The organism is Bradyrhizobium sp. WBOS07 (assembly GCF_024585165.1).
In the GTDB taxonomy this organism is placed as follows: Bacteria; Pseudomonadota; Alphaproteobacteria; order Rhizobiales; family Xanthobacteraceae; genus Bradyrhizobium; species Bradyrhizobium japonicum_B.
The window spans coordinates 5310633-5336408 of the sequence record NZ_CP029008.1 but is presented as its reverse complement, the minus strand read 5'-3'; the positions used below and the strand labels follow the sequence as shown (position 1 = coordinate 5336408).

Annotated in this window: 21 protein-coding genes and 1 tRNA gene; 6 read left to right on the top strand and 16 right to left on the bottom strand. The window is 65.5% G+C overall.

All coding sequences use genetic code 11. From position 1 onward, the window contains the following. Window positions 1-110 precede the first annotated feature (110 nt). The gene (locus tag DCM79_RS25440; protein ID WP_028138265.1) at window positions 111-1175 is read left to right on the top strand and encodes a ketopantoate reductase family protein; all 1065 of its coding nucleotides are present in this window, start codon (window positions 111-113) and stop codon (window positions 1173-1175) included. A gap of 29 nt (window positions 1176-1204) precedes the next feature. On the opposite strand, the gene DCM79_RS25435 is transcribed toward DCM79_RS25440, so the two are convergent. After that, window positions 1205-1789, bottom strand: coding sequence for a LysE family translocator (locus DCM79_RS25435; protein ID WP_257176864.1), 585 nt, complete (start codon window positions 1787-1789; stop codon window positions 1205-1207). 250 nt (window positions 1790-2039) lie between these two features. Between DCM79_RS25435 and DCM79_RS25430 the strand changes: the two genes are divergently transcribed. Continuing rightward, on the top strand, window positions 2040-3551 hold the full coding sequence (locus tag DCM79_RS25430) for an ATP-binding protein (RefSeq protein ID WP_257176863.1): 1512 nt from the start codon (window positions 2040-2042) through the stop codon (window positions 3549-3551). Window positions 3552-3591: 40 nt separating this feature from the next. Here the strand turns inward: DCM79_RS25430 and DCM79_RS25425 are convergent, their stop codons facing one another. Further along, on the bottom strand, window positions 3592-4626 hold the full coding sequence (locus DCM79_RS25425; protein ID WP_257176862.1) for a putative FMN-dependent luciferase-like monooxygenase: 1035 nt from the start codon (window positions 4624-4626) through the stop codon (window positions 3592-3594). A 373-nt stretch (window positions 4627-4999) separates the two neighbouring features. Here DCM79_RS25425 and DCM79_RS25420 point away from each other — a divergent pair, with 373 nt between their 5' ends. After that, on the top strand, window positions 5000-6787 hold the full coding sequence (locus tag DCM79_RS25420; RefSeq protein ID WP_257176861.1) for a peptide ABC transporter substrate-binding protein: 1788 nt from the start codon (window positions 5000-5002) through the stop codon (window positions 6785-6787). 526 nt (window positions 6788-7313) lie between these two features. Here the strand turns inward: DCM79_RS25420 and DCM79_RS25415 are convergent. The 3 genes from DCM79_RS25415 to DCM79_RS25405 all read right to left on the bottom strand — a co-directional run bounded on the left by DCM79_RS25415 (window position 7314) and on the right by DCM79_RS25405 (window position 8067). Then, window positions 7314-7601, bottom strand: a complete 288-nt coding sequence (locus DCM79_RS25415) for a DUF2934 domain-containing protein (protein WP_257176860.1) — start codon at window positions 7599-7601, stop codon at window positions 7314-7316. Window positions 7602-7723: 122 nt separating this feature from the next. After that, window positions 7724-7909 (bottom strand): hypothetical protein, encoded by a 186-nt coding sequence (locus tag DCM79_RS25410; RefSeq protein ID WP_257176859.1) that lies wholly within the window; start codon window positions 7907-7909, stop codon window positions 7724-7726. Further along, window positions 7906-8067, bottom strand: a complete 162-nt coding sequence (locus DCM79_RS25405; protein WP_257176858.1) for a DUF2934 domain-containing protein — start codon at window positions 8065-8067, stop codon at window positions 7906-7908. The genes DCM79_RS25410 and DCM79_RS25405 overlap by 4 nt, the downstream gene beginning before the upstream one ends. A 323-nt stretch (window positions 8068-8390) precedes the next feature. Between DCM79_RS25405 and DCM79_RS25400 the strand changes: the two genes are divergently transcribed. Together DCM79_RS25400 and ppsA are read left to right on the top strand one after the other, a co-directional pair. Further along, complete coding sequence (locus tag DCM79_RS25400) at window positions 8391-9332, top strand: 1-phosphofructokinase family hexose kinase (RefSeq protein ID WP_257176857.1); 942 nt, start codon at window positions 8391-8393, stop codon at window positions 9330-9332. Window positions 9333-9440: 108 nt separating this feature from the next. Next, window positions 9441-11906, top strand: coding sequence for a phosphoenolpyruvate synthase (ppsA, locus tag DCM79_RS25395; RefSeq protein ID WP_257176856.1), 2466 nt, complete (start codon window positions 9441-9443; stop codon window positions 11904-11906). A gap of 1082 nt (window positions 11907-12988) precedes the next feature. Here ppsA and DCM79_RS25390 read toward each other — a convergent pair. From DCM79_RS25390 to mnmA, 11 genes are all read right to left on the bottom strand, one after another. Then, window positions 12989-14935 carry a S8 family serine peptidase gene (locus tag DCM79_RS25390; RefSeq protein ID WP_257176855.1) on the bottom strand — a complete coding sequence of 649 codons (1947 nt, stop codon included), beginning with the start codon at window positions 14933-14935 and terminating at the stop codon, window positions 12989-12991. A gap of 47 nt (window positions 14936-14982) precedes the next feature. Then, on the bottom strand, window positions 14983-15213 hold the full coding sequence (locus tag DCM79_RS25385; protein WP_257176854.1) for a hypothetical protein: 231 nt from the start codon (window positions 15211-15213) through the stop codon (window positions 14983-14985). A gap of 62 nt (window positions 15214-15275) precedes the next feature. Beyond that, entirely contained in the window at window positions 15276-16457 is a 1182-nt protein-coding gene (locus tag DCM79_RS25380; protein ID WP_257176853.1) for a hypothetical protein, read from the bottom strand. Between the two features lie 96 nt (window positions 16458-16553). Further along, a complete protein-coding gene (locus DCM79_RS25375; RefSeq protein WP_257176852.1) occupies window positions 16554-17381 on the bottom strand; it encodes a BTAD domain-containing putative transcriptional regulator in 828 nt (275 codons plus the stop codon). Between the two features lie 395 nt (window positions 17382-17776). Continuing rightward, entirely contained in the window at window positions 17777-18952 is a 1176-nt protein-coding gene (locus tag DCM79_RS25370) for a Gfo/Idh/MocA family protein (protein WP_257176851.1), read from the bottom strand. Between the two features lie 15 nt (window positions 18953-18967). Continuing rightward, window positions 18968-20023, bottom strand: coding sequence for a sugar phosphate isomerase/epimerase (locus DCM79_RS25365; RefSeq protein WP_257176850.1), 1056 nt, complete (start codon window positions 20021-20023; stop codon window positions 18968-18970). Window positions 20024-20376: 353 nt separating this feature from the next. Then, on the bottom strand, window positions 20377-20829 hold the full coding sequence (locus DCM79_RS25360; protein ID WP_257176849.1) for a hypothetical protein: 453 nt from the start codon (window positions 20827-20829) through the stop codon (window positions 20377-20379). Between the two features lie 152 nt (window positions 20830-20981). Further along, window positions 20982-21058: transfer RNA gene (locus DCM79_RS25355), tRNA-Met, on the bottom strand. Between the two features lie 268 nt (window positions 21059-21326). Further along, complete coding sequence (locus tag DCM79_RS25350) at window positions 21327-21683, bottom strand: hypothetical protein (RefSeq protein ID WP_257176848.1); 357 nt, start codon at window positions 21681-21683, stop codon at window positions 21327-21329. A gap of 44 nt (window positions 21684-21727) precedes the next feature. After that, window positions 21728-22366, bottom strand: a complete 639-nt coding sequence (locus DCM79_RS25345) for a class I SAM-dependent methyltransferase (protein WP_257176847.1) — start codon at window positions 22364-22366, stop codon at window positions 21728-21730. A 283-nt stretch (window positions 22367-22649) separates the two neighbouring features. Continuing rightward, window positions 22650-23831, bottom strand: a complete 1182-nt coding sequence (gene mnmA / locus DCM79_RS25340; RefSeq protein ID WP_257176846.1) for a tRNA 2-thiouridine(34) synthase MnmA — start codon at window positions 23829-23831, stop codon at window positions 22650-22652. Window positions 23832-24178: 347 nt separating this feature from the next. Here mnmA and DCM79_RS25335 point away from each other — a divergent pair, with 347 nt between their 5' ends. After that, the gene (locus DCM79_RS25335) at window positions 24179-25771 is read left to right on the top strand and encodes a flagellar hook-length control protein FliK (protein ID WP_257176845.1); all 1593 of its coding nucleotides are present in this window, start codon (window positions 24179-24181) and stop codon (window positions 25769-25771) included. Window positions 25772-25776: the final 5 nt, after the last annotated feature.

Here is a 25776-nt window from a genome sequence, read left to right as displayed (position 1 = left end):
ATGCATTATCCCAGTTGCCATCCCCGCGCACTTCGCTTTACATGCCGGCAACTCGCCCGCGGATGACGGCCGGGGCTGAAAAATCGCACAAATTCTCAAAGGGACGGAGCATGGCGCGCAACATATTGATTCTCGGGGCTTCTTACGGCTCCCTGCTGGGCACGAAGCTGCTGATGGCCGGGCACAACGTGACCCTGGTGTGCCGCGCCAAGACCGCGGAGCTCATCAATCGCGAAGGTACCGAGGTGCGCATCAAGTTGCGCGACGAGGCGGTGCACCGGGCAATCTTCTCGCGTGACCTTCCGGGCAAGCTCGACGCGGTGACCCCGCAGAACGTCGATCTCTCCCGCTACGATCTGGTCGGTCTTGCGATGCAGGAGCCGCAATACACCAACCACACCGTGCGCGTCCTCATGGTCAAGATCGCCGCGGCCAAGCTGCCGTGCCTGTCGATCATGAACATGCCGCCGCTGCCCTATCTGAAGCGGATTCCGGCGCTCGCCGACATGGATCTGGAAGAGGCCTATACCAACGCGCAGGTGTGGGAGCGGTTCGAGCCGGGGCTGGTGACGCTGTGCTCGCCCGACCCGCAGGCATTCCGCCCGCCGGAAGAAGCCGCCAACGTGCTGCACGTCGGCCTGCCCACCAACTTCAAGGCGTCGGTCTTTGCCGACGACAAGCACAACAAGGTGCTGCGCGAACTCGAAGCCGACATCGATGCGGTGACGCTCGACGGCCACGACGTTCCGGTGAAGCTGAAAGTATTCGATTCCCTGTTCGTGCCGCTGGCGAAATGGTCGATGCTGCTGACCGGCAATTACCGCTGCATCACGCCGAACGAGCCGCAGTCGATCCGTGACGCCGTGCACGGCGACCTCAAGCGCTCGCAGACGATCTACGAGCATGTCGACGCGATCGCGCGCCGCCTCGGCGCCGATCCGCAGGACCAGGTGCCGTTCGCAAAATATGCCAAGGCCGCCGAGAGCCTGCTCAAGCCGTCATCGGCCGCACGGGCGGTCGCAAGCGGCGCGCCCTTCATCGAACGCGTCGACCTCCTGGTGAAGCTGATCTCGCATCAACTCGGCGTGCCCAACGCCGAGATCGACCGCACGGTCGACACCGTGGACCAGAAGCTGAACGAGAAGATCGTGCAGGGCGGCTCCGGCGCGCAGTAAGCGCGCCTTCGCGAGCGGGGCGTGGCGCTTCAGGCCGTCAGCAAGGATTGAAGCCAAATCAGGCCGGTCACGGCAACCAGCGTGACCGCGCCGATGCGCGTGACCAAATGGGGGTGCCCGAGACGACGGGCGCCACGGCCGAGCGTCGCGCCGAGGGCGATCCACGCGGCGCCGGCGGTGACAATCTGAAGCGCGATCGCGCCGAACCAGGGCAGCAATTCGAGCGGCGCAGCCTCGAGCGGCAGGAGCAGGAAAGCGAACACGAGCGCTTTCGGGTTCAGCAGAGTCGCAAGCAGCACCTGGCCAAACGTCACCGGTGCGCCATCGCGCAGCTCGCGTGTGTTGACCCGCCAGAGCATAAAGGCGAGGCAGAGGATATAGCAGGTCACTGCGACGCGAAGCACGAGCGCCGCGACCGGGATGTCGCCGACGATGGGGCCGAGCGCGAGCCGCAACAGGGCAATCGCGAGCAGATAGCCGCACAACTCCGCAACGAGCAGATGAAGCGAGCGCGCAATGCCGATTCCCGCGCCCGATGTCGCGAGCAGGGTGTTGGTCGGCCCCGGTACGGCGAGCAGGAAATAGGTCGCTACGAGGAAGGTCAGGAAGCTCATGCGCCTGACTACCAGGCTTGCAGTCAGGCTGGTTTGATCTTCATCATCGAATCCGGTCGTCAAAAGCCCGGAATCGGCCCCAAGCTGCCGATATGCCCGCGAACCCTATCGTCCCGCACTTCTACGGCACATCGAATCGGATCGGAACGCCGCCGTGGGCAACGCGAATGATCAAGCCCGTGCCGCTCGACGCGCCGCGATGGGATTGATAAGCCGCTGTCCGCGAATGACGAGGACTTGAGTCGGGGACATGACGGTTGCGATCGAGATGGGGCAGACCACGGCGGGCGCCGTGGCCGCCATGGACCTCGAGGAACTCTTGGCGACCCGCCTCCTCGTGCAGGGCAATTCCGGTTCCGGCAAATCGCATTTGCTGCGGCGGCTGTTGGAACAGAGTGCGCCCTGGGTGCAGCAGGCCATCATCGACCCCGAAGGCGATTTCGTCACGCTGGCCGAGCGCTTCGGCCATCTGGTGATCGAGGCCGAGGATCACACCGAGCGCGGCCTTCAGGTTGCGGGCGAACGCGCGCGGCTGCATCGCGTCTCCACCGTGCTCAATCTCGAAGGTCTCGACGCCGAGAACCAGATGCGGCGCGCCGCCGCGTTTCTCGGCGGCCTGTTCGACGTCGACCGCGACCATTGGTATCCGATGCTCGTGGTCGTGGACGAGGCGCAGCTGTTCGCGCCGGCGGTAGCGGGCGAAGTCTCGGACGAAGCGCGAAAGCTCTCGCTCGGCGCCATGACCAACCTGATGTGCCGAGGCCGCAAGCGTGGGCTCGCCGGCATCATCGCGACGCAACGCTTGGCGAAGCTCGCCAAGAACGTCGCGGCGGAAGCCTCCAATTTCCTGATGGGCCGGACCTTCCTCGACATCGACATGGCGCGCGCCGCCGACCTGCTCGGCATGGAGCGGCGGCAGGCCGAAGCCTTCCGCGATCTCGAGCGCGGACAGTTCATGGCGCTCGGACCTGCACTGTCGCGCCGTCCGCTGCGTCTCAACATCGGCCCGACCGACACCTCTCCACGCAACTCGACGCCGCGCCTGATGCCGCTGCCGGAAGCGACGCTGGAGGATGCGCGCGCCGTGATCCTGGCCGCGCCGCCGCCCGATGCCAGCCGGCCGCAGCGCCGGCCGGCGCCGGATCTGCTGGAGCAGCTTCGTGCCGCGAAGGCCGCCGCCCCGGTGACCCAGCCGGAAGTGGTCGAGGTGCCGGTCAGCGCCGAGGAGCTCGCCGAGCGGCGCGCGCGCGTGGACCGTACGCTGCGGGCCGTGCTCGCCGCGCCCGACGCGGGCTTCCGCGCCATCGGCGTGCTCTACCAGGAGTTCGTGGTCCGCTGCCGCATCGAGGGCCTTGGCTCGGCGGTGCCCGACCTCAACGAGTTTCGCCGCATGCTGACGCATGCACGCGCCGGGCTCGGCGCCGATCTCACCGAGGACGACGCCTGGCAGGACGTGTCGCTGCGCGCGTCGATCTTGCCCGAGGACATGCAGGGCGTGTTCATGATGATCGCACGCGCCGCCAAGGAGGGCTGGCCCTGCCCCGGCGACGCCGCGATCGCGCGGGCCTACGGCTCGCATTCGCTGCGCCGGGCACAGCGGCTGCTCGGCTACATGGAGGAGCAAGGCCTGATCGTGGTCCAGCTCGACGGCGGCGGCCGCCGCATCGTGACGCTGGTGGAGCTGGCCTGGGCCACCGCGCCGGGTGACCCCAACGGCGATGATCTGCCGGTCGAGCCGGTCGCGCGAGCAGCGTCGGCCTGATACGAGATGGTTTGGTGCAACGCGAGCACATCCATTCCGGCTAGACCGCAAGCGCCACTTCGCCCGCCGTCCGGGTCCAGCCCAGGGCCGGCGCGACCTTCTCGGCGACCAGCTCGATCGAGCGCAGGACGTGAGGGTGCGGCGCGTCGACCGAATGCACCTGGAACACGAGATCGGTCACCCGCTCCAGCGTCGCATCGGCCCGCAGCGAGGCGATGACGTGATCGGCATTGCCGACATGAGTGTCGAAGGCCGCGATCATTTCCTCCAGTGTCTCGCCCGGCTTGGCGTGACCGCCCTGCAGGAATTGCGGCAGCGCGCGGCGCAGACCAATGTCGGCGAGCCGCATTGCCTCTCGATGATCGTCGGCGACGAAGACGCTGCGTGAAGCCATGATGCGCGGCTCGGCCCCCTTGGGCAGCGCGTCCAGATAGGCATCGATCACCGGGTTCTGGATCTCGGCGAGGGTCGCGTTTGGCGCCTCCTTGGTTCGCGGCTGGGTGCGCGAGAGCAACAGGCCATCGCCGGCCTTGCCGGCGCGCGCCCCGCCGGCCACCGAGAAGGTCGCCTGCCAGATCCGCTTGTCCAGTTGCGGCCGCTGCGGATAGATCGTGTCGCCGCCCGCGAGCGGTTTGCCGACCAGCGCGGTGCGGACGACCTCGAGATTGCGGGCAAAGATCTCGTTGCGCTGGGCGCTGTCGAGGCCGAAGGCGGCGAACGCCGAGGGATTGCCGCCGGTGCCGACGCCGAGCTCGAAGCGGCCGTTGCAGAGGAGATCGAGCACCGCGGCGTCCTCCGCCACCCGCACCGCATTCTCCAGCGGCAGGGTGACGATGCCGGTGCCGAGGCGGATGCGCGAGGTCTGCGCCGCGACGTAGCCGAGGAAGGTGAAGGGCGACGGCAGACCGCCCTCACGCTCGTGGAAATGATGCTGCGCAATCCACGCGGCATCGAGGCCCGCCTTTTCAGCGTGCACGATCTGCTCGGCCGCGAAGCGATAGCGATCCGCCGGCGGAGCCTCGTCGAGCAGCCGCGTGAAGAATCCCAGGCGTTTCAGGCTTGCAAAGCGTTTCATGCGACCCCTGTCGGACGAGGATGGCCAAGCGCCCGATGATGTCGGTAGCCGCGGCTCGAGACAAGCGGACATTGCGCAAAGCTCAAATGTAAGGCTCATCCGCGAGGCGCATATAGAAGGCAGACCGCCTACCAGCTCGGCAGCACCGCGCCGGGAGTGACCGCGTTAGGGTTGCGGCGCGGCCTTAGGATTTCCCAAGGTTCACATGAGTTCGCACTGGATCGTCGCCTGGTTTCTCAGGTGCCGGTCCAGGTCCCGGCCCTCCACGTCGTCATTTCGTCGCAGGGCAGCCCTGCCGGCATTGCCGCCTCGCGCCCGATGCAACATGATGGTTGCCAGCGACGATTTGTCTTCGAGGTGGAGGGGTCATCTGATGAACGAGAACGAAATCCGGAGTCTGGTCGGACAGGTGCAGCAAGGCACGCTGTCGCGGCGATCGTTCATGCAAAAGGTGGCCGCGCTCGGAATCGCAGCCCCGATCGCGAGCCAGATCCTGGTCTGGCACGACGTCGCGATGGCGGATGCCAGGCTGCCGTACAAGCCGACCAAGGCTGGCGGCGGCGGCCCGCTGAAGCTGCTGTTCTGGCAGGCCCCGACCCTGCTCAATCCGCATTTCGCGATCGGCACCAAGGACCAGATGGCCTCGCGCGTGTTCTTCGAACCGCTCGCCGGCTGGGACAGGGAGGGCAATTTGGTCCCCTGCCTCGCCGCCGAAGTCCCGACCAAGCAGAACGGCGGCCTTGCCGCCGACGGCACGAGCGTGATCTGGAAGCTGAAGCAGGGCGTCAAATGGCATGACGGCAAGCCCTTCACCGCCGACGACGTCGTCTTCACCTGGGTCTATGCCGCCGATCTCGCGACGGCGGCCTACACCACCGGATCCTACAAGGACATCAAGGTCGACAAGATCGACGACCATACGGTCAAGGTGACCTTCAAGGCGCCGACGCCGTTCTGGGCCGACCCGTTCGTCGGCTCGGTCGGCCCGATCCTGCCAAAACATCATTTCGGCGACTATGCCGGCGCAAAGTCGCGCGAGGCGCCGGCCAATCTGAAACCGGTTGGCACCGGCCCCTACAAATTCGTCGAGTTCAAGCCCGGCGACCTGATCCGCGCCGAACGCAATCCCGACTATCACATCAAGAACCAGCCGCATTTCGACACGCTCGAGATCAAGGGCGGCGGCGATGCGGTGTCGGCGGCGCGCGCCGTGCTGCAGACCGGCGAATATGACTTCGCCTGGAACATGCAGGTGGAGGAGGAGGTCCTCAAGCGCATGGAGGCGAGCGGCAAGGGCAAGCTCGACATCACGCCGTCCGGCAACGTCGAGTTCATCATCCTCAACACGACCGACCCGTGGACCGAGGTCGACGGCGAGCGTTCGAACGCCAAGACCAAGCATCCGACGCTGTCCGACCCGGCCGTGCGCCGGGCCATCAACCTGCTGATCGACCGCGATTCGATCCAGAAATACATCTACGGCCGCGGCGGCATCGCCACCGCGAGCTTCGTCAACGCACCCAAGCAGTTCAAGTCGCCCAAGCTGAAATACGAGTTCAGCATCGACAAGGCCAACAAGGTGCTCGACGAGGCCGGCTGGAAAAAAGGCGCGGACGGCATCCGTGAGAAGGACGGCAAGAGGCTCAAATACGTTTTCCAGACCTCGACCAACGCGCCGCGCCAGAAGACTCAGGCCATCATCAAGCAGGCCTGCGACAAGGCCGGCATCGAGATCGAGATCAAGGCGGTCACCGCCTCGGTGTTCTTCTCCTCGGACGTCGGCAACCCCGACACCTACTCGAAATTCTATGCCGACATGGAGATGTACAACACCACGCAGCCGCAGCCCGATCCGGAGCGCTTCCTGAGCCAGTGCGTCTCCTGGGAGATCGCCACCAAGGAGAACAAATGGGCCGGCCGCAACATCTCGCGCTGGTCGGATCCCGAAGCCGACAAGGCCTACAAGGCCGCGCAGAACGAGCTCGATCCGGCCAAGCGCGCCGCGCTGCTGATCAAGGTCGACGAGATCTTCTGCGAGGCGCATGTGTTCCTGCCGCTGCTCTCCCGCAACGTCGTCAACGCCCACGTCAACAACCTCATGATCGACATGTCGGGCTGGGACGTCACGACGTGGAATCTGGCGGCGTGGTATCGGGTGTAGTCCGTTATTCCGGACAAGCTGCAACGCGCATAGCGCGGCGAAGACGCGCGTGAACGCGCTTATGGCGTTGCGGCGCGGTGACATGGGCCCCGGCTCAGCAGCGCGCCGTCGAAATGACGCTGCGCTGCGTCCGGGGCACGAGAGCGGAATGTAGTGCTCGCCGCCCCCACATTGTCATTGCGAAGCAATCCATATTGCCGCCGCTGGCGGCCATCATACTTTTCCCATGGCCATCATACTTTTCCCATTGTGTGCTTCAGGTCACAGGCGAATCATGCGCCGCGGCCTACAAATATCGTGCATGGCCGCAAACAAGGTAACGGCGGTACGCGTAAGGCTGCGGAGGCAATCAACAGCTACGGACTTTTCGAGGCCGCCAGGGCGAGGAGCCCGGCGGCCTTTTCTTCGTTGCAGCGCCGCACTATTGCGACGCAGCACCGAGGACGCAGCACTGAAAATGCGGACACCAGTCAAGTCCGGGCCTGAGGACAAGAGTCCGGTGATCGAGCCCGGATCGGGCTCGCTGCTATCGCTTCGAGGCCGCGTCGGAACCCTTCCGTTCTTCGCGTTCGTCCTCGATCTGCCGTTCCGCTTCGAGCCAGAACTCCAGCTCGCGACCGGCCGGCCGACCAGCCTGCTCCCAAAGCTCGTAGGCGCGCGCGCGCACCTTGCCGCGCCGCATCATGCGCCGGAGCTTTCGCTTCAGCTCCTCGGCAAAGCTTCGGAAGCGCTGCCCGGTGGTTTCGTCCCTGACGAGCGCGGCCGCTCGCGTTGCGAGTTCGATCTGGTGCTCTAGTTTCTTCTGCTCGTCCACCGCCGACACTGCCGTGGGAAAATATTCTGGAGCCCGTGCTGTTCAGACACTGAATGCCCGTCCGGGATGCTCTGTTCCCCGAGCCGCGGGCTCGCATCGCGCGGGAAACGGGCCGCCCCTGTTCAGTGCCACGTCGTGTCCGCTTCGACGATCACCACGCGTATTTCCGGATCTTCGGTCGTGTTGCAGGTGCAGGGCATGCCCTCGCCGCAGCGGCAGCCGCCGAGCTGTTCGCTCCAGGCCCGAAGCGGATGATTTTCGCAGACCCATCCCAGACCCCGGCAGAATGGGCAGATCTTGTCGGTCACAACGTGTCCGGCGTCCGCAACGTATTGGACTTGTCCTCGTTGCGCAGCTCCTGCTCGGCGGCCTGCCAAAACTCGTCGTCGCGGCCTTCAGGCTTGCCGGCCTGCTCCCACAGGCGGTGCGCGCGTTCTCTGATCTCTTGCTCGGTCGGATCGGACATGGTGTCTCCTCTGGTGACGCACGGCCCACCCTGGGGGGCATGGGGGCTTTGGAGGCGGGCCGTGCAGGCCAGCAATCGACGGCGACTCTGGCCCGCCGATTCAAGCGCCGGGCGCGCCCGGAGTTCCTAGTCGCGCCTTGCGGCAAAGACTCCTCGGTTCGATTCTTCAACCGACCGACGGCGCAACATCGGCTTTGATCCAGATTAAACTGGCGCTGCCCTGCCGGGATATCCTGCGAGGCTAATCGAAGGCAGATGAGCGCTCCAGGCTGGCCCATCCTTGCGGGACGATATTCTGACTCCAAGTGGACACAGACAAGCTCATGCCGGACATCGCCACCGTCACGATCAATCCCGCGGTCGATGTGTCGACTTCGGTCGAAAAGATCGTTCCCGTCGCGAAGTTGCGCGGCACCTCGCAGCGGCGCGACCCTGGCGGCGGCGGCATCAATGTCGCGCGCGTGATCAAGCGGCTCGGCGGCCGCGGCGTGCGCGCGATCTATCCGGTGGGCGGCGGGACGGGCGATCTGCTGCGCCGCCTGCTCGACGCGGAGAGCGTTGACAGCCAGACTTTCCCGATCGCGGGGGAGACGCGGGAGGATTTCTTTGTCCACGAGCAGTCAACTGCTTTGCAATACCGCTTCATCCTTCCGGGGCCGACACTCACTGACCGCGAATGGTCGGAGTTCCTGCAGCTGATCGCCTCGCTCGATCCTTTTCCCCGAATTGTGGTCGCGAGCGGCAGCTTGCCGGGCGGAGTGCCCGACGATTTCTATGCGCGCCTGGCGGCGATCACCAAGCGGCGTGGATCCCAGATCATTCTCGATACGTCAGGCGCGGCGCTTGCCGCGGCAGTCGCCGAAGGCGTCGACCTGATCAAGCCAAATTTGCGCGAGATGCGTGAATTGACGGGAACTGAACCTCAGGACGCCGGTGAATGGGTGGCGGCCGCCCGACGCATCGTCGAGACGCGGCAAGCGTCGATCGTCGCGCTGACCATGGGACATCTCGGCGCGGCGCTGGTGACCCGGGACCGCACATGGCAAGCGAAGTCTCTGCCGATCAAGCCGCTGAGCGCCGTCGGGGCCGGTGACAGTTTTCTCGGCGCGCTGGTGCTGCGGCTCGCCTCCGGCACCGATCTGGGCGCCGCCTTCCGCTACGCCATGGCAGCGGGCGCCGCTGCCCTGCTCCATCCCGGCACCGAGCTGTGCCGGACCGCGGATGTCGAACGGCTGGCCGAGCAGGTGGTGATCGAAGAAACCTAGCTGAAGCCGCCATTGATCTTTCGCAACACCGTACACCCCGCCTCCCGCCACATTGCCGGTCAGGATCGCGTCCCGACGGCGCCCTCGACTGCAATGCGGAGCAAAGATATGAGCGGCAACCCCTACGTTCGCTGGTTCGAGGATCTCGGCCTGGACGATGTCGGCATGGTCGGCGGCAAGACCGCCTCGCTCGGCGAGCTCTATTCCATGTTGTCGCGGCGCGGCATCTCGGTGCCGAACGGCTTTGCGCTGACGGCTGCCGCCTATCGCGCCGCCCTCCTGCAGCAAGGCGCCTGGGAAGAGTTGCGCAAGCTGCTTGCGGGTCTCGACAAGCGGCATATCGCTGACCTCGCCCGGCGGGGTGCCGCGGCGCGGGACATCGTGTACGCCGCGACGGACCTCGCCGACCTCAGGCAGAAGGTTGCGGAGGCCTATCGGCAGCTCGAGCAGGAATACGGGCCGAACGTTGCGGTGGCAGTCCGCAGCTCGGCCACCGCCGAGGACCTGCCGAACGCGAGCTTCGCCGGACAGCACGACAGCTTTCTCAACGTCCGCGGCGCGCGCGCGCTGTTCGAGGCCTGCCGCCGCTGCTTTGCCTCGATCTTCACGGACCGCGCGATCTCCTATCGCATCGACAACGGCTTCGATCATTTCAAGGTCGCGCTTTCAGTCGCCGTGATGAAGATGGTCCGGTCGGACCTCGCGTCCAGCGGCGTCATCTTCACGCTCGATACGGAATCCGGGTTTCGCGACGTGGTGTTCGTGACCGGCGCCTACGGGTTGGGCGAGAACATCGTGCAGGGCGCCGTCGAGCCGGACGAGTTCTATGTCCACAAGCCGACCTTCAACGCAGGCTTCCGCGCGGTGCTGTCGCGCCGGATCGGCGCCAAGGACAAGAAGATGATCTATGCGCGGGGTCGCACCACCACGCGCAACGTGCCGACGTCGCGCCGCGAGCGCGAGAGTCTTTGCATTTCGGACGACGATGTCCTCAGCCTTGCCGAGAGCGCGATCGTCATCGAGAATCATTACTCGAACAAGGCGGGACATCCGCGACCGATGGACGTCGAATGGGCCAAGGACGGCACCGACGGCAAGCTCTATATCATCCAGGCCCGGCCCGAGACGGTTGCATCCCGCCGCACGCCCGAGGCGCTGGAGAACTATGTGCTCAAGCCGAATGCCGCGGCGGTGCTCGGCGAAGGCCGCGCCGTCGGCGAGAAGATCGCGGCCGGCAAGGTCCGGCTGATTAGAAAGAAGCAGGATCTGCGCGCCTTCAAGCCGGGCGAGGTCCTGGTCGCGCCGGCCACCAGCCCGGACTGGGAGCCGGTCATGAAGATCGCTGCCGCGATCGTCACCGAGCATGGCGGCCGGACCTGCCATGCCGCCATCGTTGCCCGCGAGCTCGGCGTTCCCGCCGTGGTCGGGATCGAAGGCATCACCAGGAAGGTGAAGACCGGCACCAACGTGACCGTATCCTGTGCCGAGGGCGACATCGGCCATGTCTATGCCGGCCGCCTGCCCTTCGACGTCGAGCGAGTCGCGACCGCGGCACTGAGGAAGCCGCGCACCAAGATCATGGTCAATCTCGGCAATCCAGAGCTCGCCTTCAAGACCGCCATGATGCCGAACGACGGCGTCGGCCTGGCGCGCATGGAATTCATCATCAACCAGCACATCGGCATTCACCCCATGGCGCTGGCAAAGCCGAAGCAGGTGAAATCCGCCAAGGACCGGCGATTGATCGAGCAGATCACCCGGCGCTGGAGGAAGTCCTCGGACTTCTTCGTCGAGCGCCTCTCGGAGGGCGTAGGTACGATCGCGGCCGCGTTCTTCCCGCGTCCGGTCATCGTTCGCCTGTCCGATTTCAAGACCAATGAATATGCCAATCTCACAGCCGGCGCCGATTTCGAGCCGCGGGAGGAGAACCCGATGCTCGGCTTCCGCGGCGCGGCCCGCTACGCCCACCCCGCCTATGCCGCGGGCTTTGCACTGGAATGCGCCGCCTTGCGGCGGGTCCGCAACGACATGGGCCTGACCAACCTGAAGGTCATGATTCCGTTCTGCCGGCGCGTCGAGGAAGCCCGCAATGTCATCCAGACCATGGCCCAGCAGGGGCTGAAGCAGGGCGAGAACGGGCTCGAGATCTACGTGATGTGCGAGATTCCCAACAACGTCATCCTGATCGACCGGTTCGCGGAGCTGTTCGACGGCTTCTCGATCGGCTCGAACGATTTGACCCAGCTCACGCTTGGGGTCGACAGGGATTCCGACATCGTCGCCTTCGACTTCGACGAGCGCGATCCCGGCATGCTGGAAATGCTGAGACTCGCCGTCGACGGCGCCAAGCGCAACCGCCGCCATATCGGCATCTGCGGCGAGGCACCGGCGAACTATCCGGAGATCGCACGGTTTCTGGCCGGGCTTGGGATCGACTCGATCAGCGTCAATCCGTCCAGCATCCTCCGGACCATCGGCGTCGTGTACGAAGCCGAGCAGAATGCCGGCAAAACTGAAGACATGAGCCGAAGCGGCCAGGGAGACGTGCTGGATCACGCGGCTCTCGGACGCTGATGGCTGTGTAGGGAGTTCAGGGATTGGGGCACGACTTCGCAGCCTCGCGACGATTTTCGCCCGAGCTTTGCTTGACCACTTCACCCTCTCGTTCAAGAGGCAAATGCACACGCAGAAGAACCGCACAGCCGTAGGATGGCAAAGGCGCCCTTGCGCCGTGCCCACGATCTGTCCGATGCGGCGATAGGCGCGTGGGCACGCTGCGCTTTGCCCACCCTACGAGATCGCGTTTGTGGCAGATACCTCGACTCATAGACACGCCTTCTCGTTCTCGCGGCTGAATTCGCCCGAGCTTTGCTTCATCTTCGCACCCTTATATCCAAGAGGGCGCAGGGAAGGCCGGGTGCTGACAACGCACCCGCGGTCTGCTGCGCAAAATGCACACGCAGAAGAACCGCACAGCAGCATACAGGTGGTGCCGATCACTCGGCCTTCCCTGCGCGATGGTCGGACGGCTTATGCCGCGCTCTCCCGGGAGCCGAATGTCCTTCTGGCCTCCCTCGCCGTTCGAATTGACGATGCCGTCCGCCCGGTTGGGCTCGCGCACATCTTCGATCCGGCTTGACCGTAGCAACGACGGCCAGGACCACACGGTTTTGCCGTACGCACGGCCCGCCATTTCACCTGCAGTATTCCCAGCCCTGTCGACGAAGCTGCGAAACTTACAGACGAGACGAAGCCTGGCAGCGCCGTTCGTCTACACGCGGCCACGGGCTCACAGGGACTACCCGCCCTGCCCGCACCTCTCATGCCGACGCTGCCGCGTCCACCGCAAGCCCGGCTCGCGATCAAGACGACCTCGAGATCGCCCCTCCTGGTGAGCCGGGATGGCCGACACATACGCCATTTCCGAATTTCGGTAAAGAGGAATATTTTTGCGGCGAGGGGTTGACGGCGTGGCGACACAGGGCATTTGGTGTCGCCCAAAGCACCAACGAAGCATACTCGCCATGTCAGCCTCGCTGGTACGAAATCTGAAATTTTCAGATTTCGTGAAGCTGTCGCAATGATCGCTCCGCGTCAGAAAACGCGCGGGGCACAGCTGGTGCCGTGCCCCGCGTTCAAGGCCACAAGGACGCGCGTTACAGCAATCCGACCTTGTGCATGAGCTGCCGGATCTGAGCTGGATCGGGATCCATCATCATGGGGGCGATTCCATTGGCGACATGGGCCGGACCGCGCGCGACGTGGCTCGAACCGTTCGGCATGGGACCAATGGACTGTGGCGTCATCGCGCCCGCCGGAATCATGCTCGGCGCTTCGACCGGCCGCAATCCAAGCAGGCGACGCAGCGCTGCCAGCGAGGGATCGGTTCCAGACGCAGCGGCGGCAACCGGAGCGATTCCGGTTTCCAGGCCGAGCGCCCGCATCGCGTTCGGCAGTCCCGCGCCGGCACGATTCGGGTCACCGAATTGCAGCGGCGTGGCGGTTTCCTTCAGGATCTGGAACAGCCGCTCGACCCGGCGTGCATCGCGATTCTGGAAGCTGCCTTTGGTGAAGTCCGGATGGTGCGCCAGCACAAGCGCGGCCAGGCCGGTGACATGCGGCGTCGCCATCGAGGTACCGTCCCATGCACCGAAACCATCGGCGGGAAGCGATGAGACGATCGCCACACCCGGCGCACAGACGTCGATCTCCGGCCCGAAGCAGGAGAACTTGGCCGGAAAATATCCATCGCGGCTCTGGAAACCGTCGAGGGCTTGCTGCGAATGGTAGCTATCCTCGGGAAACTCGCCCCACTTGCCCAACGCGGCGACCGCCAGGCAATGCGGCGTCGAAGCCGGAAACTGCACCGGCCCCGAGGAATTCCCCGCAGCAATGATACAGGCCATGCCCCTTTCCTTGGCGCGGACGATTCGTTCCTCGATGATCCGCGAGGGCTCGCCGCCACCGAGGCTCATATTGGCGACGTCGATGCCATGCTCCATGCAATAATCGAGCGCCGAGACGAGATCGCTGAACCGGCCGCCCGGGAAGATGCGGCAGACATGGATTTCCGCCGCGGGAGCGAAGCCGCGGATTCCGCCGCCGGAGCCGATGGGGCCGCCGGCGATGATCCCAGCGCAATGCGAGCCATGGCCGATCGTGTCGACGGTCCAGGCCGCCTTGTCATTGCCGACGATGCTGGTGCCTTCCGTAATGCCGCGCAGGTTGCGATGGGTCGGCGCCAGGCCGGAATCGATGACCGCGATCTTGATACCGGCGCCATCAAAGGACGGCGGAACGCGATCGAGGCCCATGGCGCGCTCACCCCAACCGGTCAATTGCTGGCCGGGGAAGCTTCGCAAGACTGCGCCGAGCGCCCTCACCACGATCCGGTTGACATTGTTGGGAACGAGCTGCGGACGATCGAGCCAGAAGGTCCAGTAGTCGATCTTCGGCTTGACCAGGATCGAGCGGATGGTCTCGGGAGTTTCGCCTTGGAGCGTCACCGTGGCGCGGCCCGTGGCGTCGGTGATGGCCTGTGCCGGCCACATGCTGCCGAACACATAAACCTCGGCGCCGGGCAGCGGGCCGTCCTGGCCCAGGACTTCGATGGTCACAGTGAAGCCGTCGGCCAGCGGCGTCAGCACCCCCGGATTGGGAAGCTGCGGCGTCGTCGGGTCGAGCATGTAGGTCAGCCGCTCGTCACGCTCCACCGCGCAACGCTCTCCCGCCTGGGTCTGCAGCACCCTGGCCTTGTCGGGAGTCATCTTGGCGAGGACCAGCGGACTGAGCGGCACTTGTCCGAGATCTGCGCTCTGAAATCCGAACAGGCGCGGCGCAGGCACCGTCTTCACCACTTCGATGTCGGGGCTGCTGGTGAGCTGCTGGGTCAGAAAATCGATGCTGAAGGTCGCAAGCCCGGGTTGCTGCTGCGGCGCGATCATGAATTGCGCCGGGCGCGGTGCGATCGTTGCGGCCCCCTGCCCGCGTGCCGGTGACGGGCTGTCGCCATGCTCGGGAATCGCGCCGTTGCCGTTTGTCGCCGCTTCGTTCGCACCGTGCTCGCCCTGTGCGGAAGGTCCTGATTTTCCTCTCGTGGCCATCTGCGGCCTCCTTGATGTTTTGCGTGTCCAATGTTTGCCCACAGAAATCAGTCGGCATCGAACGGCTTCAGCGCCGAATCCGGTTCAACCACGAGCGTGGCAAACCTCGATTTCAGGCGGTCGGCCTGTGTCTTCGTCATCGCAAGAATGACGACGTCGGGTGCGACCTGCGCGACTCGCTTCACGTCGGGTTCACGCTGCAAGTGGTCGTTGAGCTCACCGGATTGGACCGGGTCTCCCTGCACGATGAATTGCTGCGACGTGTTTGAATCCGCCATCTGGTTTCCCTTGTCATCTGTGCGTGGAGGGCGGGCGTTCGCCCGCCCTCCGCGCGTTGGGTCTAGTGCATCGTGCCACCGGGCTGGCCGGCGTTGAAGACGCCGAGCTGCCGACCGATATCGAGGCCGGTCTGGGCACCCTGGCCGATCTTCTTCAGCACGCTCCAGAAGCTCTGCAGCTCCATGTCGGAGACCTGCGCCGCAGCCGGCTGCAGGCCGGGCTGGCCGGCGTTGAACACGCCGAGCTGGCGACCGATGTCGAGGCCGGTCTGGGCGCCCTGGCCGATCTTCTTCAGCACGCTCCAGAAGCTCTGCAGCTCCATGTCGGAGACCTGCTCCGGCGCGGGTTGAAATCCGGGCTGGCCGGCGCTGAACACGCCGATCTGCTTGCCGACATCGATGCCGGTCTGCACGCCCTTGCCGATCTTCTTCAGCACGCTCCAGAAGCCCTGCAGCTCCATGTCGGAGACCTGCTCCTGCGCGGGTTGAAGGCCGGGCTGGCCGGCGCTGAACACGCCGATCTGCTTGCCGACATCGAGGCCGGTCTGCACGCCCTTGCCGATCTTCTTCAGCACGCTCCAGAAGCTCTGCAGCTCCATGTCGGAGACCTGCTCCGTTGCGGGTTGAAATCCGGGCTGGCCGGCGTTGAACACGCCGAGCTGCCGACCGATGTCGAGGCCGGTCTGGGCGCCCTTGCCGATCTTCTTCAGCACGCTCCAGAAGCTCTGCAGCTCCATGTCGGAGACCTGCTCCGTCGCGGGTTGCAGGCCAGGCTGGCCGGCGTTGAACACGCCGAGCTGCTTGCCGACATCGAGGCCGGTCTGCACGCCCTGCCCGATCTTCTTCAACACGCTCCAGAAGCTCTGCAACTCGATGTCGGAGACTTGCGCCGCGGCCGGCTGCAGGCCGGGCTGGCCGGCGCTGAACACGCCGAGCTGGTGACCGATATTCACGCCGGTCTGCACGCCCTGGCCGATCTTCTTCAGCACGCTCCAGAAGCTCTGCAGCTCCATGTCGGAGACCTGCACAGAATTTTGCACAGAAGCTTGCGGCGTTTCCGGACCGGCGGAAAACGGCAGGAAACCTCCGCCGATGTTACCTATGGCGCCGCCGATATTCTTTCCCCTCTTGCCGCCGAGCAGATTGCCGATAACGCGTCCGGCCGCACCGCCGAGGATGGAGCCGAATATCCCCTGCGGGTCCAATTGGCCGTAGTCCTCATATCCTTGCTGTGTTCCAGTCATGATCAAAGTCTCCTGATGAAGTGCCTGACCCGCGAGCGACACGCGTTCCCTGAAGGGAGTCGGGATCACTACGCACGATTGTGCGAGCGGCTAAGGCTACGACCAGGATCGTGATGCAGGCGTCACGCCGAGCGTGAAAGTTGCGTCAAAGTTCTTGGCCCGCTGTAATTTGACCGAGGCAGGTCTCAGGGGCGCAGCGTGGAACATGCGGCGGATGTCGCGCTGCAGCTGTTCGGTCTCCTGCTCCGGCACCGCGCGAACGTCCCGCCACAGCACGGAGCGGCAAAGATCGTACTGACGTAGCGCGTCGGTACGGCGACCTTGCTGCGCGTAGCAGCGCATCAAGATGCGATGAACCTGCTCCTGAAGCGGGTCGATCGCGACGATACGCAGCGCGAGCGCGATCGCGATGTCCATGTGCTCGCGCCCGTCCGCGTCCAGCAGGCCCGCAAGCGCCTGCATCGCCTTTGTCCTCAGTCGCTGGCGCTCGGCAGACAGCCAGGCTTCGAACTGGCATGAGGTCGAACTGATGCCCTCGAGAAGGTCTCCCCGATACAGCATCGCCGCGCGAGACAATCGTTCGGGATCTCCATCCGACAGGAGCCGCTCGAATTCCCCGACATCGGTGCTTATGGCGTTCGGGCAGATGCGGATGTCGTCGCGATCGGCCGCGATCACGTCGGAATATTGCGGCAATTCACGCCGCAATGTGAGCAGAGCCTGTCGAAGGCTGGCGCGGGCGCGATCGCCGAACTGACCGTCCCACAACAGGGTCGCGAGCTTGCCGCGAGAAATGGCCCGAGGGGAACTGAGCGCCACATAGCCAAGGAGAGTTGCAGCCTTGCGGCTGGGGATCAACACCGACTCGCCGGAGGCACGCATGACCTCGACACCGCCGAAGAGATTGATCTGGAGCAGCGACATTGTCCTAATCCTTCGGTCATTGTCCTCTGTCCCTCATTCTACTCAGGGGCGAACACTCTTCCTGTGATCATGATCACCAAAGATGCGGACAGCGCCGATTGGCCGCACATCGTCGATCAGGCCGAATGCTCTTATGGCCACCATACAATCTGAGTTAGACAAAGCAACGGAACTCGCTTGGCACCGTGTCAGCAATTTGTGAGACCGCAAAGTTCGGATGTGTGAAGTAGCCCATAGGCAGAATGCGAATTGTAGGGCGGCACATTTGCTCGCATTTGATGTATCGTTCGTGCGGAGCCAGAACGCCGCGAGAGGTCGCATGACGCGACACGCGAATGCCGTGCAATTTGTCCTCACTCGGCGGTCCTCGACGAAGCGAAGTCATCGCGACCGCCTTAGGTCATCCGAACCCAGACGCCGTTGCCCGCAGACGATTTCACCGCGGCATCGATCAACTTCACGCCTGCGAGGCCATCCTCGACCGTCGGAAAGATAACGTCGGGCGGCGGCTCTTCACCGGCCGCGGCCGCGCGGATGGCGCGCGCCGCCTCGGCATAGATCGTCGCGAAGCCCTCGAGGTAGCCCTCGGGGTGCCCCGACGGGATGCGAGTGACCCTCGCCGCCGCGCCCGATGCACCGGCGCCGCCGCGGGTCAGTAGCTGTTTGGGCTTGCCGTAAGGCGTGAACCAGAGCTGGTTCGGATTCTCCTGCGCCCATTCGAGACCGCCCTTGCTGCCGTAGACGCGCAGCTTGAGCCCGTTCTCGTTGCCGACGGCGATTTGGCTCGCCCACAGCATGCCCTTGGCGCCGCCCTTCCACTTGAGGAAGATCTGCACGTCATCGTCGAGCCGCCGGCCCTCGACGAAGGTCGACAATTGGGCGAGCAGCGCGTCGAGCTCGAGCCCGGTGACGAAGCAGGCGAGATTGTAGGCGTGGGTGCCGATGTCGCCGATGCACCCGCCGGCGCCGGACCGGGACGGGTCCGTGCGCCATGCCGCCTGCTTCTGGCCGGTGGCCTCCAATGGCTCGGTCAGCCAATCCTGCAGATACTCGGCCTGGACGAGACGGATCTCGCCGAGATCGCCGTTCGCGACCATGGCGCGGGCCTGCCGGATCATGGGATAGCCGGTGTAATTGTGCGTGACGACGAAGATCCGGCCCGTCTTCCTGACCAGCGCCACCAGTTCCTCGGCCTCGGCAACGGTCGTGGTCAGCGGCTTGTCGCAGATGACGTGGATGCCGGCTCCCAGGAAAGCTTTCGCGACCGGGCTATGCATATGATTGGGCGTCACGATCGCGACCGCCTCGATGCCGTCCGCCCTCGCCGCTTCGGCCTGCGCCATCTCCTCGAACGAGCCATAGGCCCGGCCGTCGGCGATGCCGAGCTCCTTCGCGGAGGTCTTGGCGCGAATTGGATCCGACGACAGCGCGCCGGCCACCAGCTCGAACTGGTCGTCGATGCGCGCGGCAATGCGGTGGACGGCACCGATGAACGCGCCCTGGCCGCCGCCGACCATGCCGAGACGGATGCGGCGATGGCCGCCGGTTTCACCGCTTGCTTCGATCGCCATGTTGCAGCCTTTCGTTCAGGAGATGCCGAGCATCTTGCGGTTGGCGGCCGCATCGGTACCGCTGCCGGCGAAATCGTCGAAGGCCTTCTCCGTCACCTCGATGATGTGGTTGCGGATGAACTCGGCGCCCTCGCGCGCGCCTTGCTCGGGGTGTTTCAGGGCACACTCCCACTCGAGCACCGCCCAGCTGCCGTAATCGTATTGCGTGAGCTTGGAGAAGATTGCGCCGAAATCGACCTGGCCGTCGCCGAGCGAGCGAAAGCGGCCGGCGCGGTCGACCCAGCTCTGGAACCCGCCATAGACGCCCTGGCGGCCGGTCGGATTGAACTCGGCGTCCTTGACGTGAAACGCCTTGATGCGCTGGTGGTAGATGTCGATGTAGTCGAGATAGTCGAGCTGTTGCAGCACGAAGTGCGAGGGATCGTAGAGCAGGTTCGCGCGCGGATGGTTGTTCACCCGTTCGAGGAACATTTCGTAGGAGACACCGTCGTGAAGGTCCTCGCCAGGATGGATCTCGTAGGCGAGATCGACACCCTGCTCGTCGGCATAGTCGAGAATCGGCCGCCAGCGCCTGGCGAGCTCGTCGAAGGCGGTCTCGATCAGGCCGGCGGGACGCTGCGGCCAGGGATAGACGTAGGGCCAGGCCAGCGCGCCGGAGAACGTCGCCTGGGCGCTGAGCCCGAGCCGCCGCGACGCCAGGATGGCGCGCCTGACCTGATCCACCGCCCATTCGGTGCGGGCCTTGGGGTTGCCACGCACCTCCGGCGCGGCGAAGCCGTCGAAGGCCGCATCATAGGCCGGGTGAACGGCGACGAGCTGGCCTTGCAAATGGGTCGACAGCTCGGTGATGGCAAGGCCGTGTCGCGCCGCAATCCCCTTCACCTCGTCGGCATAGCTCTGGGACTCCGAGGCCTTGGTCAGGTCGAACAGCCGCCCGTCCCAGCTCGGAATCTGAATCCCCTTGTAGCCCAGCGAGGCCGCCCATCCGCAGATTGCATCGAGCGAATTGAACGGCGCCGCATCGCCCGCGAACTGAGCGAGAAATATCGCAGGCCCTTTGATCATCCTCATCGCGTGCTTCCTTCCTTGGACATTTTGGGGCGAACGCCTCCACGGTGGGAGCGAGCATCAATTCGGGCGCACTGGGCTGCACGACGATCCGCAACGCCAACATGGCCCACACCTCCCCTCGCGCCGGACCTTCGTCGGGGTCGCTTTTCCGCGCGATTGATCCGAGGATGCCGGCCATCAAGGCAGAGAGCAATAGCGGACTGTGCGACGGGAGCTCCATTCCGCCGCAGCACGGATGATCTTGCGCATCAACAGATGGAGAGCGGCCAGCCCCGCATGAGCGGTAGAGTGAAGCGAAACCCATCGATACCACCCGACGTAAAGCGTGATGGGTTTCGCAAGTGTTCTACCCGTTATCGTGCAGCGCAAGCTCGTTCTATTTCAGCCACGTACGATGTCCAGTCGAACGCGAAGGGGCCGACCGTTGAGATTTTGGCCTCGCTGTCATCTCCGTTCTCGTGCGCAAACTCGGACCAATGCACGACGCCGTCGCTCCGCGACACGAGCGCCGTGATTGCTCCGCACGCGAGATCTCCGCATTCCGGACAAACATACAGAGCTACGCGGTAACTCCCGCCGATCGGAACGGCCGTCAGACGTTGCGCGAGTTCGTCGTTGAAGCGAAGGGAAAGCTCGGGCTCTCGTTGAGGGACCGAAAGACAACCGGCCAAATCGAAGCTGGCAGCACCGGTGACAGCAAAGAGAGATTGCCCGTTGACGACAAAATCGAACGTGTACCGTTCCTTCTTCGCGGGGCTTCCGCCGCCGCTCCGATGAAGCACTGCGAGTTCAAGATGGTCGGACATTTCCAACACGCTGCACCTGATTGCGGATCGATGCAGTGCGAGCGGCGCGGGTCGCCAGCAGCCACGAGAGCGATGCGACGAGCATGATGCAACCGGTCGGCAGGGGGCCGATCGCACTAGATTCTCAGGAATATCAGCTGCTTGGCTGTGCTTGGTAGCGGGGGAGGGACTCGAACCCCCGACCCCAGGATTATGATTCCCGTGCTCTAACCAGCTGAGCTACCCCGCCACAGGGATCGCGGCGGCGAATGAGGCCGATCTCGCGAACGCGCGGCATATAAGGAAGGGGGCGGCGGGAAGTCAAGCAAAGCGGCCGGCTTTTTCAGCCCTCGGCAAGGCTATGACGGGGGAAGCCGCCTTGTGAATACGGCCTCTTTTCAATGAGTTCGTCACGGCCGGGCTCGTCCCGGCCATCCACGCCTTGCTTTGCGTCACCAAGAACGTGGATGCCCGGGACAAGCCCGGGCATGACGGTCGTTAGGGGATGGCAGCGAGGCCTATTTCGGCCGCACGTTCGGGTCGCCGCCCGGGCTGCCCGGAGGCGGGATGACCGGGGTGTTGGCCCCGGTGCTGGGCGCGGGGGCGTGCATGTCGGGATCGACACCCGAGGGCGGGCAGAGCACGCCGTCGGTCTTGGCGAGCTTGTCGCCGAGCGGTTCCCGGGACTGGCCGGTGGTGGTGCCGTCCGGGGTGGTGGCGAGCCGGTCGGATGGGGCACAGCCGGCGGCACGTTGCGGGGATGGCGGCGCGGTCGCTTGCGGCGGCGTCGCCGGGGCGGGCGGAGCCTGCGCGATCGCCGGTGCAGAGGCGGCGATCAGCAGGCTGGCCAGGATGATGTTTGATGTCGTGCGCATGGGGAGGGAACGCGCCGGCCTCGGCGCGTGTTCCCGCGGCATGATCACGATTTGCGGTAGCGGATCAGCGAAAAGTGCCCCATCGGCGGCATGGGGCGGCGCTCGGCCAATGTGATGCCGCCGTGCCTGGCCGCCCAGCCCTCGAGCCGGGCCCACGGGAATTCCGGGCGCCAGCCGAGGCGGCGGGCGATCGGCGCGAAGGCGAGCTCGAACAATTTGCGCGGACCGCTCTCGGCGCCGATGTGGTTGACCAGGATCAGCTCGCCGCCCGGCTTGAGCACCCGCACGAACTCGTCGAGCGTGCCCTCGGGATCGGGCACGGCGGTGATGACGTATTGCGCCACCACCGCGTCGAAGAAGTCTGATGGGAAGGCGAGGTTCTTCGCATCCATCACCGAGAGCACCTCGACGTTGGAGAGCCGAAGCGTGCGCACGCGCGCCTGCGCCTTGCGCAGCATCGGCTCGGAAATGTCGACGCCGCAGATCTTGGTGGTGCGCGAATAATCGGACAGCGACAGCCCGGTGCCAACGCCGACGTCGAGGACGCGGCCGCCGATGCGGTCGGCCTCGGCGATGGTCGACTGCCGTCCGGCGTCGAACACCTTGCCGAACACGAGATCATAGACCGGCGCCCAGCGGCCATAGGCCTTCTCGACCCCGGCCCGCGAGATGTCTGCTGCCATGCCCCCTGCCCTGCCTGATACTCTTAACTACACCGGACGATCATTGGTGAGATCGAAGTCAACCCCGAACTCGGTCTAGTGCCTCTCCCGCTTGCGGGAAAGGTCGACACGCTCGCAAGAGCGTGGCGGGTGAGGGCTTTTTCCGCTCGCGATATATCGCGTGTGGAGAGAGCTCCCTCCCCAACCCTCCCCCGCATCCGCCTTCGCCAAGGCTTCGGCGGACAAGAGCGGGAGAGGGGGCGCACCTTTTCCTTGGCGACAGTCGGGCTCGATCTCATTGCGCTCAGCCGCGCACCGCTTCCGCGAGCGGGCGCGATGTCGCGGTGCCCTGCTTCGCGGCGGCGCTCTGGATGAAGCCGCCGCCGAGCACGCGCGCCTGGCCGCTGGCTGCGTCGTAGAACACGCAGGCCTGGCCGGGCGAGACGCCCTCCTCGCCGGCGACGAGCTCGACCTCGTAATGGCCGCCTGCGCCGCGCAGCCAGGCCGGCTGGGGGCTGCGGGTCGAGCGCACGCGCACGAACAGTTCGAGACCGCCGCCGATGGCGCGGTCGATGTCGCCGTCGCCGATCCAGTTGACGTCGCGAAGTGCGATGCGGTGCATCTTCAGCGCATCGCGCGGGCCGACGACGACGCGGCGGGTCGCGGCCTCCAGCCGCACCACGTACAGCGGCGCGGATGCGGCGATGCCGAGGCCGCGGCGCTGGCCGACGGTGAAATTGGCGATGCCGTTGTGGCGGCCGAGCACGTGTCCATCGAGATCGACGATCTCGCCGGGGTCCATCGCGTTCGGCCGCAGGCGCGTGATGATGTCGGTGTAGCGCCCGGTCGGCACGAAGCAGATGTCCTGGCTGTCGTGCTTGTCGGCGACGCTAAGGCCAAAGCGGCGCGCGAGTTCGCGCGTCTCCGGCTTGGTCATGTCGCCGAGCGGAAAGCGCAGGAAGTCGAGCTGTTCCTGCGTGGTCGCGAACAGGAAATAGCTCTGGTCGCGGTCGGCGTCGGCCGCGCAGACCAGCGCGCGCGAGCCGTCCTCGCGGCGGCGCGAGGCGACATAATGGCCGGTGGCGAGCGCCTGCGCCCCGAGCTCGCGCGCGGTCTTCAGGAGATCGCGGAACTTGACGCTGCGGTTGCACTCGATGCACGGCACCGGCGTCTCGCCGAGCGCGTAGCTATCGGCGAAATTGTCGATGACGGATTCGCGGAAGCGGTCCTCGTAATCGAGCACGTAATGGGGAATGCCGAGCTTGGCGGCGACGTCGCGGGCGTCGTGGATGTCCTGGCCGGCGCAGCAGGCGCCCTTGCGGTGGGTTGCCGCGCCATGGTCGTAGAGCTGCAGCGTGATGCCGACGACGTCGTAGCCTTCCGCCTTCAGAAGCGCAGCCGTCGTCGAGGAATCGACGCCGCCCGACATGGCGACGACGACCCTGGTGTCCTCGGGACGGCCTTCGAGATCCAGACTGTTGAGCATGGGCCTGTTGGGGTTGTGACGGCAGCGCGCGGCGATCCGCGATTTTTTGCCTCTCGCGGGACATCGGCGATCCCCGGGAACTCAAGTTCCCGAAAGGCACGATTGCCCGGTCGAAAGCGGCTGAGAGTAACCTCTTTAATATAGGCGGCATTCCGGTGAAGCAATCACGCGGGCGGCCGGCTTAGGGCAATTCTTGCCGGGGAGGCAGAAATGGCGGGGCTGCGGCGGGTCCGGCAGCAGCGCCTGCAAATCTTTAAGATATTGATTTCATTATATAAATATTCCCGCAGCGGCACTGGCCCGCTCCTTGCTCCCCTGATGCCGCAGATGTTTCCAAGGGGTTGCCTGTGGTCGGTCGTACGTCAGATGTCGCGGCAAGCGTGCAAGTTTCGAGCGCGCAGCAAAAGCCTGCCCGGTCGCAGAGTGCTAAAGAGGCGTCCGCGAACGATTCCTTCGGCTCGCTGGTCGACAGCAACACCCAGGCGGTCAACGCCAACGCGGCCGCGCAGGCCGAGGACAGCGCGCCGCGGCGAAGCGAATCGTCCTCCGCGGACAAGGGCCCGCGCGAGTCCTCATCGACGGATCATCCCTCGCAAACCAAGGCGAGCGACGACACCGATGCGCCGGCGTCCACCAAGGCCGACGAGACGAGCGATACCACCACCGATTCCACCAAGGACGCCGGCAAGATCAAGGACAAGTCCGAGACCTCCGACGCCAAATCGGCCGATGCCTCCGAGGAGACCAAGGGCGACAAGACCGAGGCCGCCGATGGGCTCGCGGCCGCCGTCGATGCCGCGCCGGCCGACGCAGCGCAGGCGGTCCTGCCGGATCCGAACGCGATCGTGGTTGCCGCGCCGGTGGTCCCAACCGATCCGAACGCGGCGGCGAACCAGGCCGCCACCTCCTCGCCGCTGACGATCGCCGCCGCCGGCCTTGCCGCCAGTGCCTCAACCGCGGCGCAGATCGCGGGCAGCACGACCGACACCGCAACGCCGGGCGACAAGAGCGCCAAGACCGCCGGCGCCCAGGTCGATGCCGACACCTCGGCGACGCTGGCCGATGCCGCGACCGGCGCCACTGGCGAGGTTACGGCCGAGGCCAAGCCGAACGGCGGACTGATCCCCGTCCATCCGGGCACGCCGAAGGCCTCGTTCGAGGCCGTCGTCACCGCGCAGGGGCAGTCCGACGTCTCCAATATCGGCCAGGGCACCGGCAACGCCTCCCCGACGCAGGCAACGGGCCCGACGGCCGCCAACGCCGCGCATCCGCAGGACTCGAAGCCGCAGGCAGACGGCGCCGCGACCGAGGCCAAGCCCGGCGCCGCAGACCGGCCGGCCGACGCGATCCCGGCCGCACCGGCCGCCCAGGCCCATGCCAATGCGCACGCCGCCTTCAACACCACTGACGCGAGCGCGCAAGCCGCCTCCGCCATGCAGGCACCGCTGACCAACACGACCTCGACCGCGTCCGCATCGACCGCGACGCTGACCGCGACCGCGGCCAGCTCTGCGGCGGTGCCGATCAACGGCGTGCCGGTCGAGATCGCAGCCGCGATCCGCTCCGGCAAGTCCCGGTTCGACATCAGCCTCGATCCGGCCGAGCTCGGCCGCATCGACGTGCGCATCAATGTCGACCGCGCCGGCAACGTCACCTCGCATCTCACCGTGGAGAAGCCGGAGACGCTGCAGATGCTGCGCCAGGACGCGCCGCAATTGCAGCGCGCGCTCGACGATGCCGGCCTCAAGACCGGCAGCAACGGGCTGTCCTTCAGCCTGCGCGACCAGAATTCGTCGGGCCAGAATTCCGGCCAGAACAACGACAATGGCGGCAATGCCCGCCGGCTGATCATCAGCGAGGACGACACCGCCGCCGCGCCCGTCGGCCGCAGCTATGGCCGCATGTACGGGCCGAGCAGCGGCGTCGATATCAGAGTGTAAGGAGT

What these genes read in the sequence shown, in the direction of transcription:
- DCM79_RS25440 (WP_028138265.1), top strand. Translation starts at nt 111, where the DNA reads ATGGCGCGCAACATATTGATTCTCGGGGCTTCTTACGGCTCCCTGCTG.
- DCM79_RS25435 (WP_257176864.1), bottom strand. Translation starts at nt 1,789, where the DNA reads ATGAGCTTCCTGACCTTCCTCGTAGCGACCTATTTCCTGCTCGCCGTA.
- DCM79_RS25430 (WP_257176863.1), top strand. Translation starts at nt 2,040, where the DNA reads ATGACGGTTGCGATCGAGATGGGGCAGACCACGGCGGGCGCCGTGGCC.
- DCM79_RS25425 (WP_257176862.1), bottom strand. Translation starts at nt 4,626, where the DNA reads ATGAAACGCTTTGCAAGCCTGAAACGCCTGGGATTCTTCACGCGGCTG.
- DCM79_RS25420 (WP_257176861.1), top strand. Translation starts at nt 5,000, where the DNA reads ATGAACGAGAACGAAATCCGGAGTCTGGTCGGACAGGTGCAGCAAGGC.
- DCM79_RS25405 (WP_257176858.1), bottom strand. Translation starts at nt 8,067, where the DNA reads ATGTCCGATCCGACCGAGCAAGAGATCAGAGAACGCGCGCACCGCCTG.
- DCM79_RS25400 (WP_257176857.1), top strand. Translation starts at nt 8,391, where the DNA reads ATGCCGGACATCGCCACCGTCACGATCAATCCCGCGGTCGATGTGTCG.
- ppsA (WP_257176856.1), top strand. Translation starts at nt 9,441, where the DNA reads ATGAGCGGCAACCCCTACGTTCGCTGGTTCGAGGATCTCGGCCTGGAC.
- DCM79_RS25390 (WP_257176855.1), bottom strand. Translation starts at nt 14,935, where the DNA reads ATGGCCACGAGAGGAAAATCAGGACCTTCCGCACAGGGCGAGCACGGT.
- DCM79_RS25385 (WP_257176854.1), bottom strand. Translation starts at nt 15,213, where the DNA reads ATGGCGGATTCAAACACGTCGCAGCAATTCATCGTGCAGGGAGACCCG.
- DCM79_RS25380 (WP_257176853.1), bottom strand. Translation starts at nt 16,457, where the DNA reads ATGACTGGAACACAGCAAGGATATGAGGACTACGGCCAATTGGACCCG.
- DCM79_RS25375 (WP_257176852.1), bottom strand. Translation starts at nt 17,381, where the DNA reads ATGTCGCTGCTCCAGATCAATCTCTTCGGCGGTGTCGAGGTCATGCGT.
- DCM79_RS25370 (WP_257176851.1), bottom strand. Translation starts at nt 18,952, where the DNA reads ATGGCGATCGAAGCAAGCGGTGAAACCGGCGGCCATCGCCGCATCCGT.
- DCM79_RS25365 (WP_257176850.1), bottom strand. Translation starts at nt 20,023, where the DNA reads ATGAGGATGATCAAAGGGCCTGCGATATTTCTCGCTCAGTTCGCGGGC.
- DCM79_RS25360 (WP_257176849.1), bottom strand. Translation starts at nt 20,829, where the DNA reads ATGTCCGACCATCTTGAACTCGCAGTGCTTCATCGGAGCGGCGGCGGA.
- DCM79_RS25350 (WP_257176848.1), bottom strand. Translation starts at nt 21,683, where the DNA reads ATGCGCACGACATCAAACATCATCCTGGCCAGCCTGCTGATCGCCGCC.
- DCM79_RS25345 (WP_257176847.1), bottom strand. Translation starts at nt 22,366, where the DNA reads ATGGCAGCAGACATCTCGCGGGCCGGGGTCGAGAAGGCCTATGGCCGC.
- mnmA (WP_257176846.1), bottom strand. Translation starts at nt 23,831, where the DNA reads ATGCTCAACAGTCTGGATCTCGAAGGCCGTCCCGAGGACACCAGGGTC.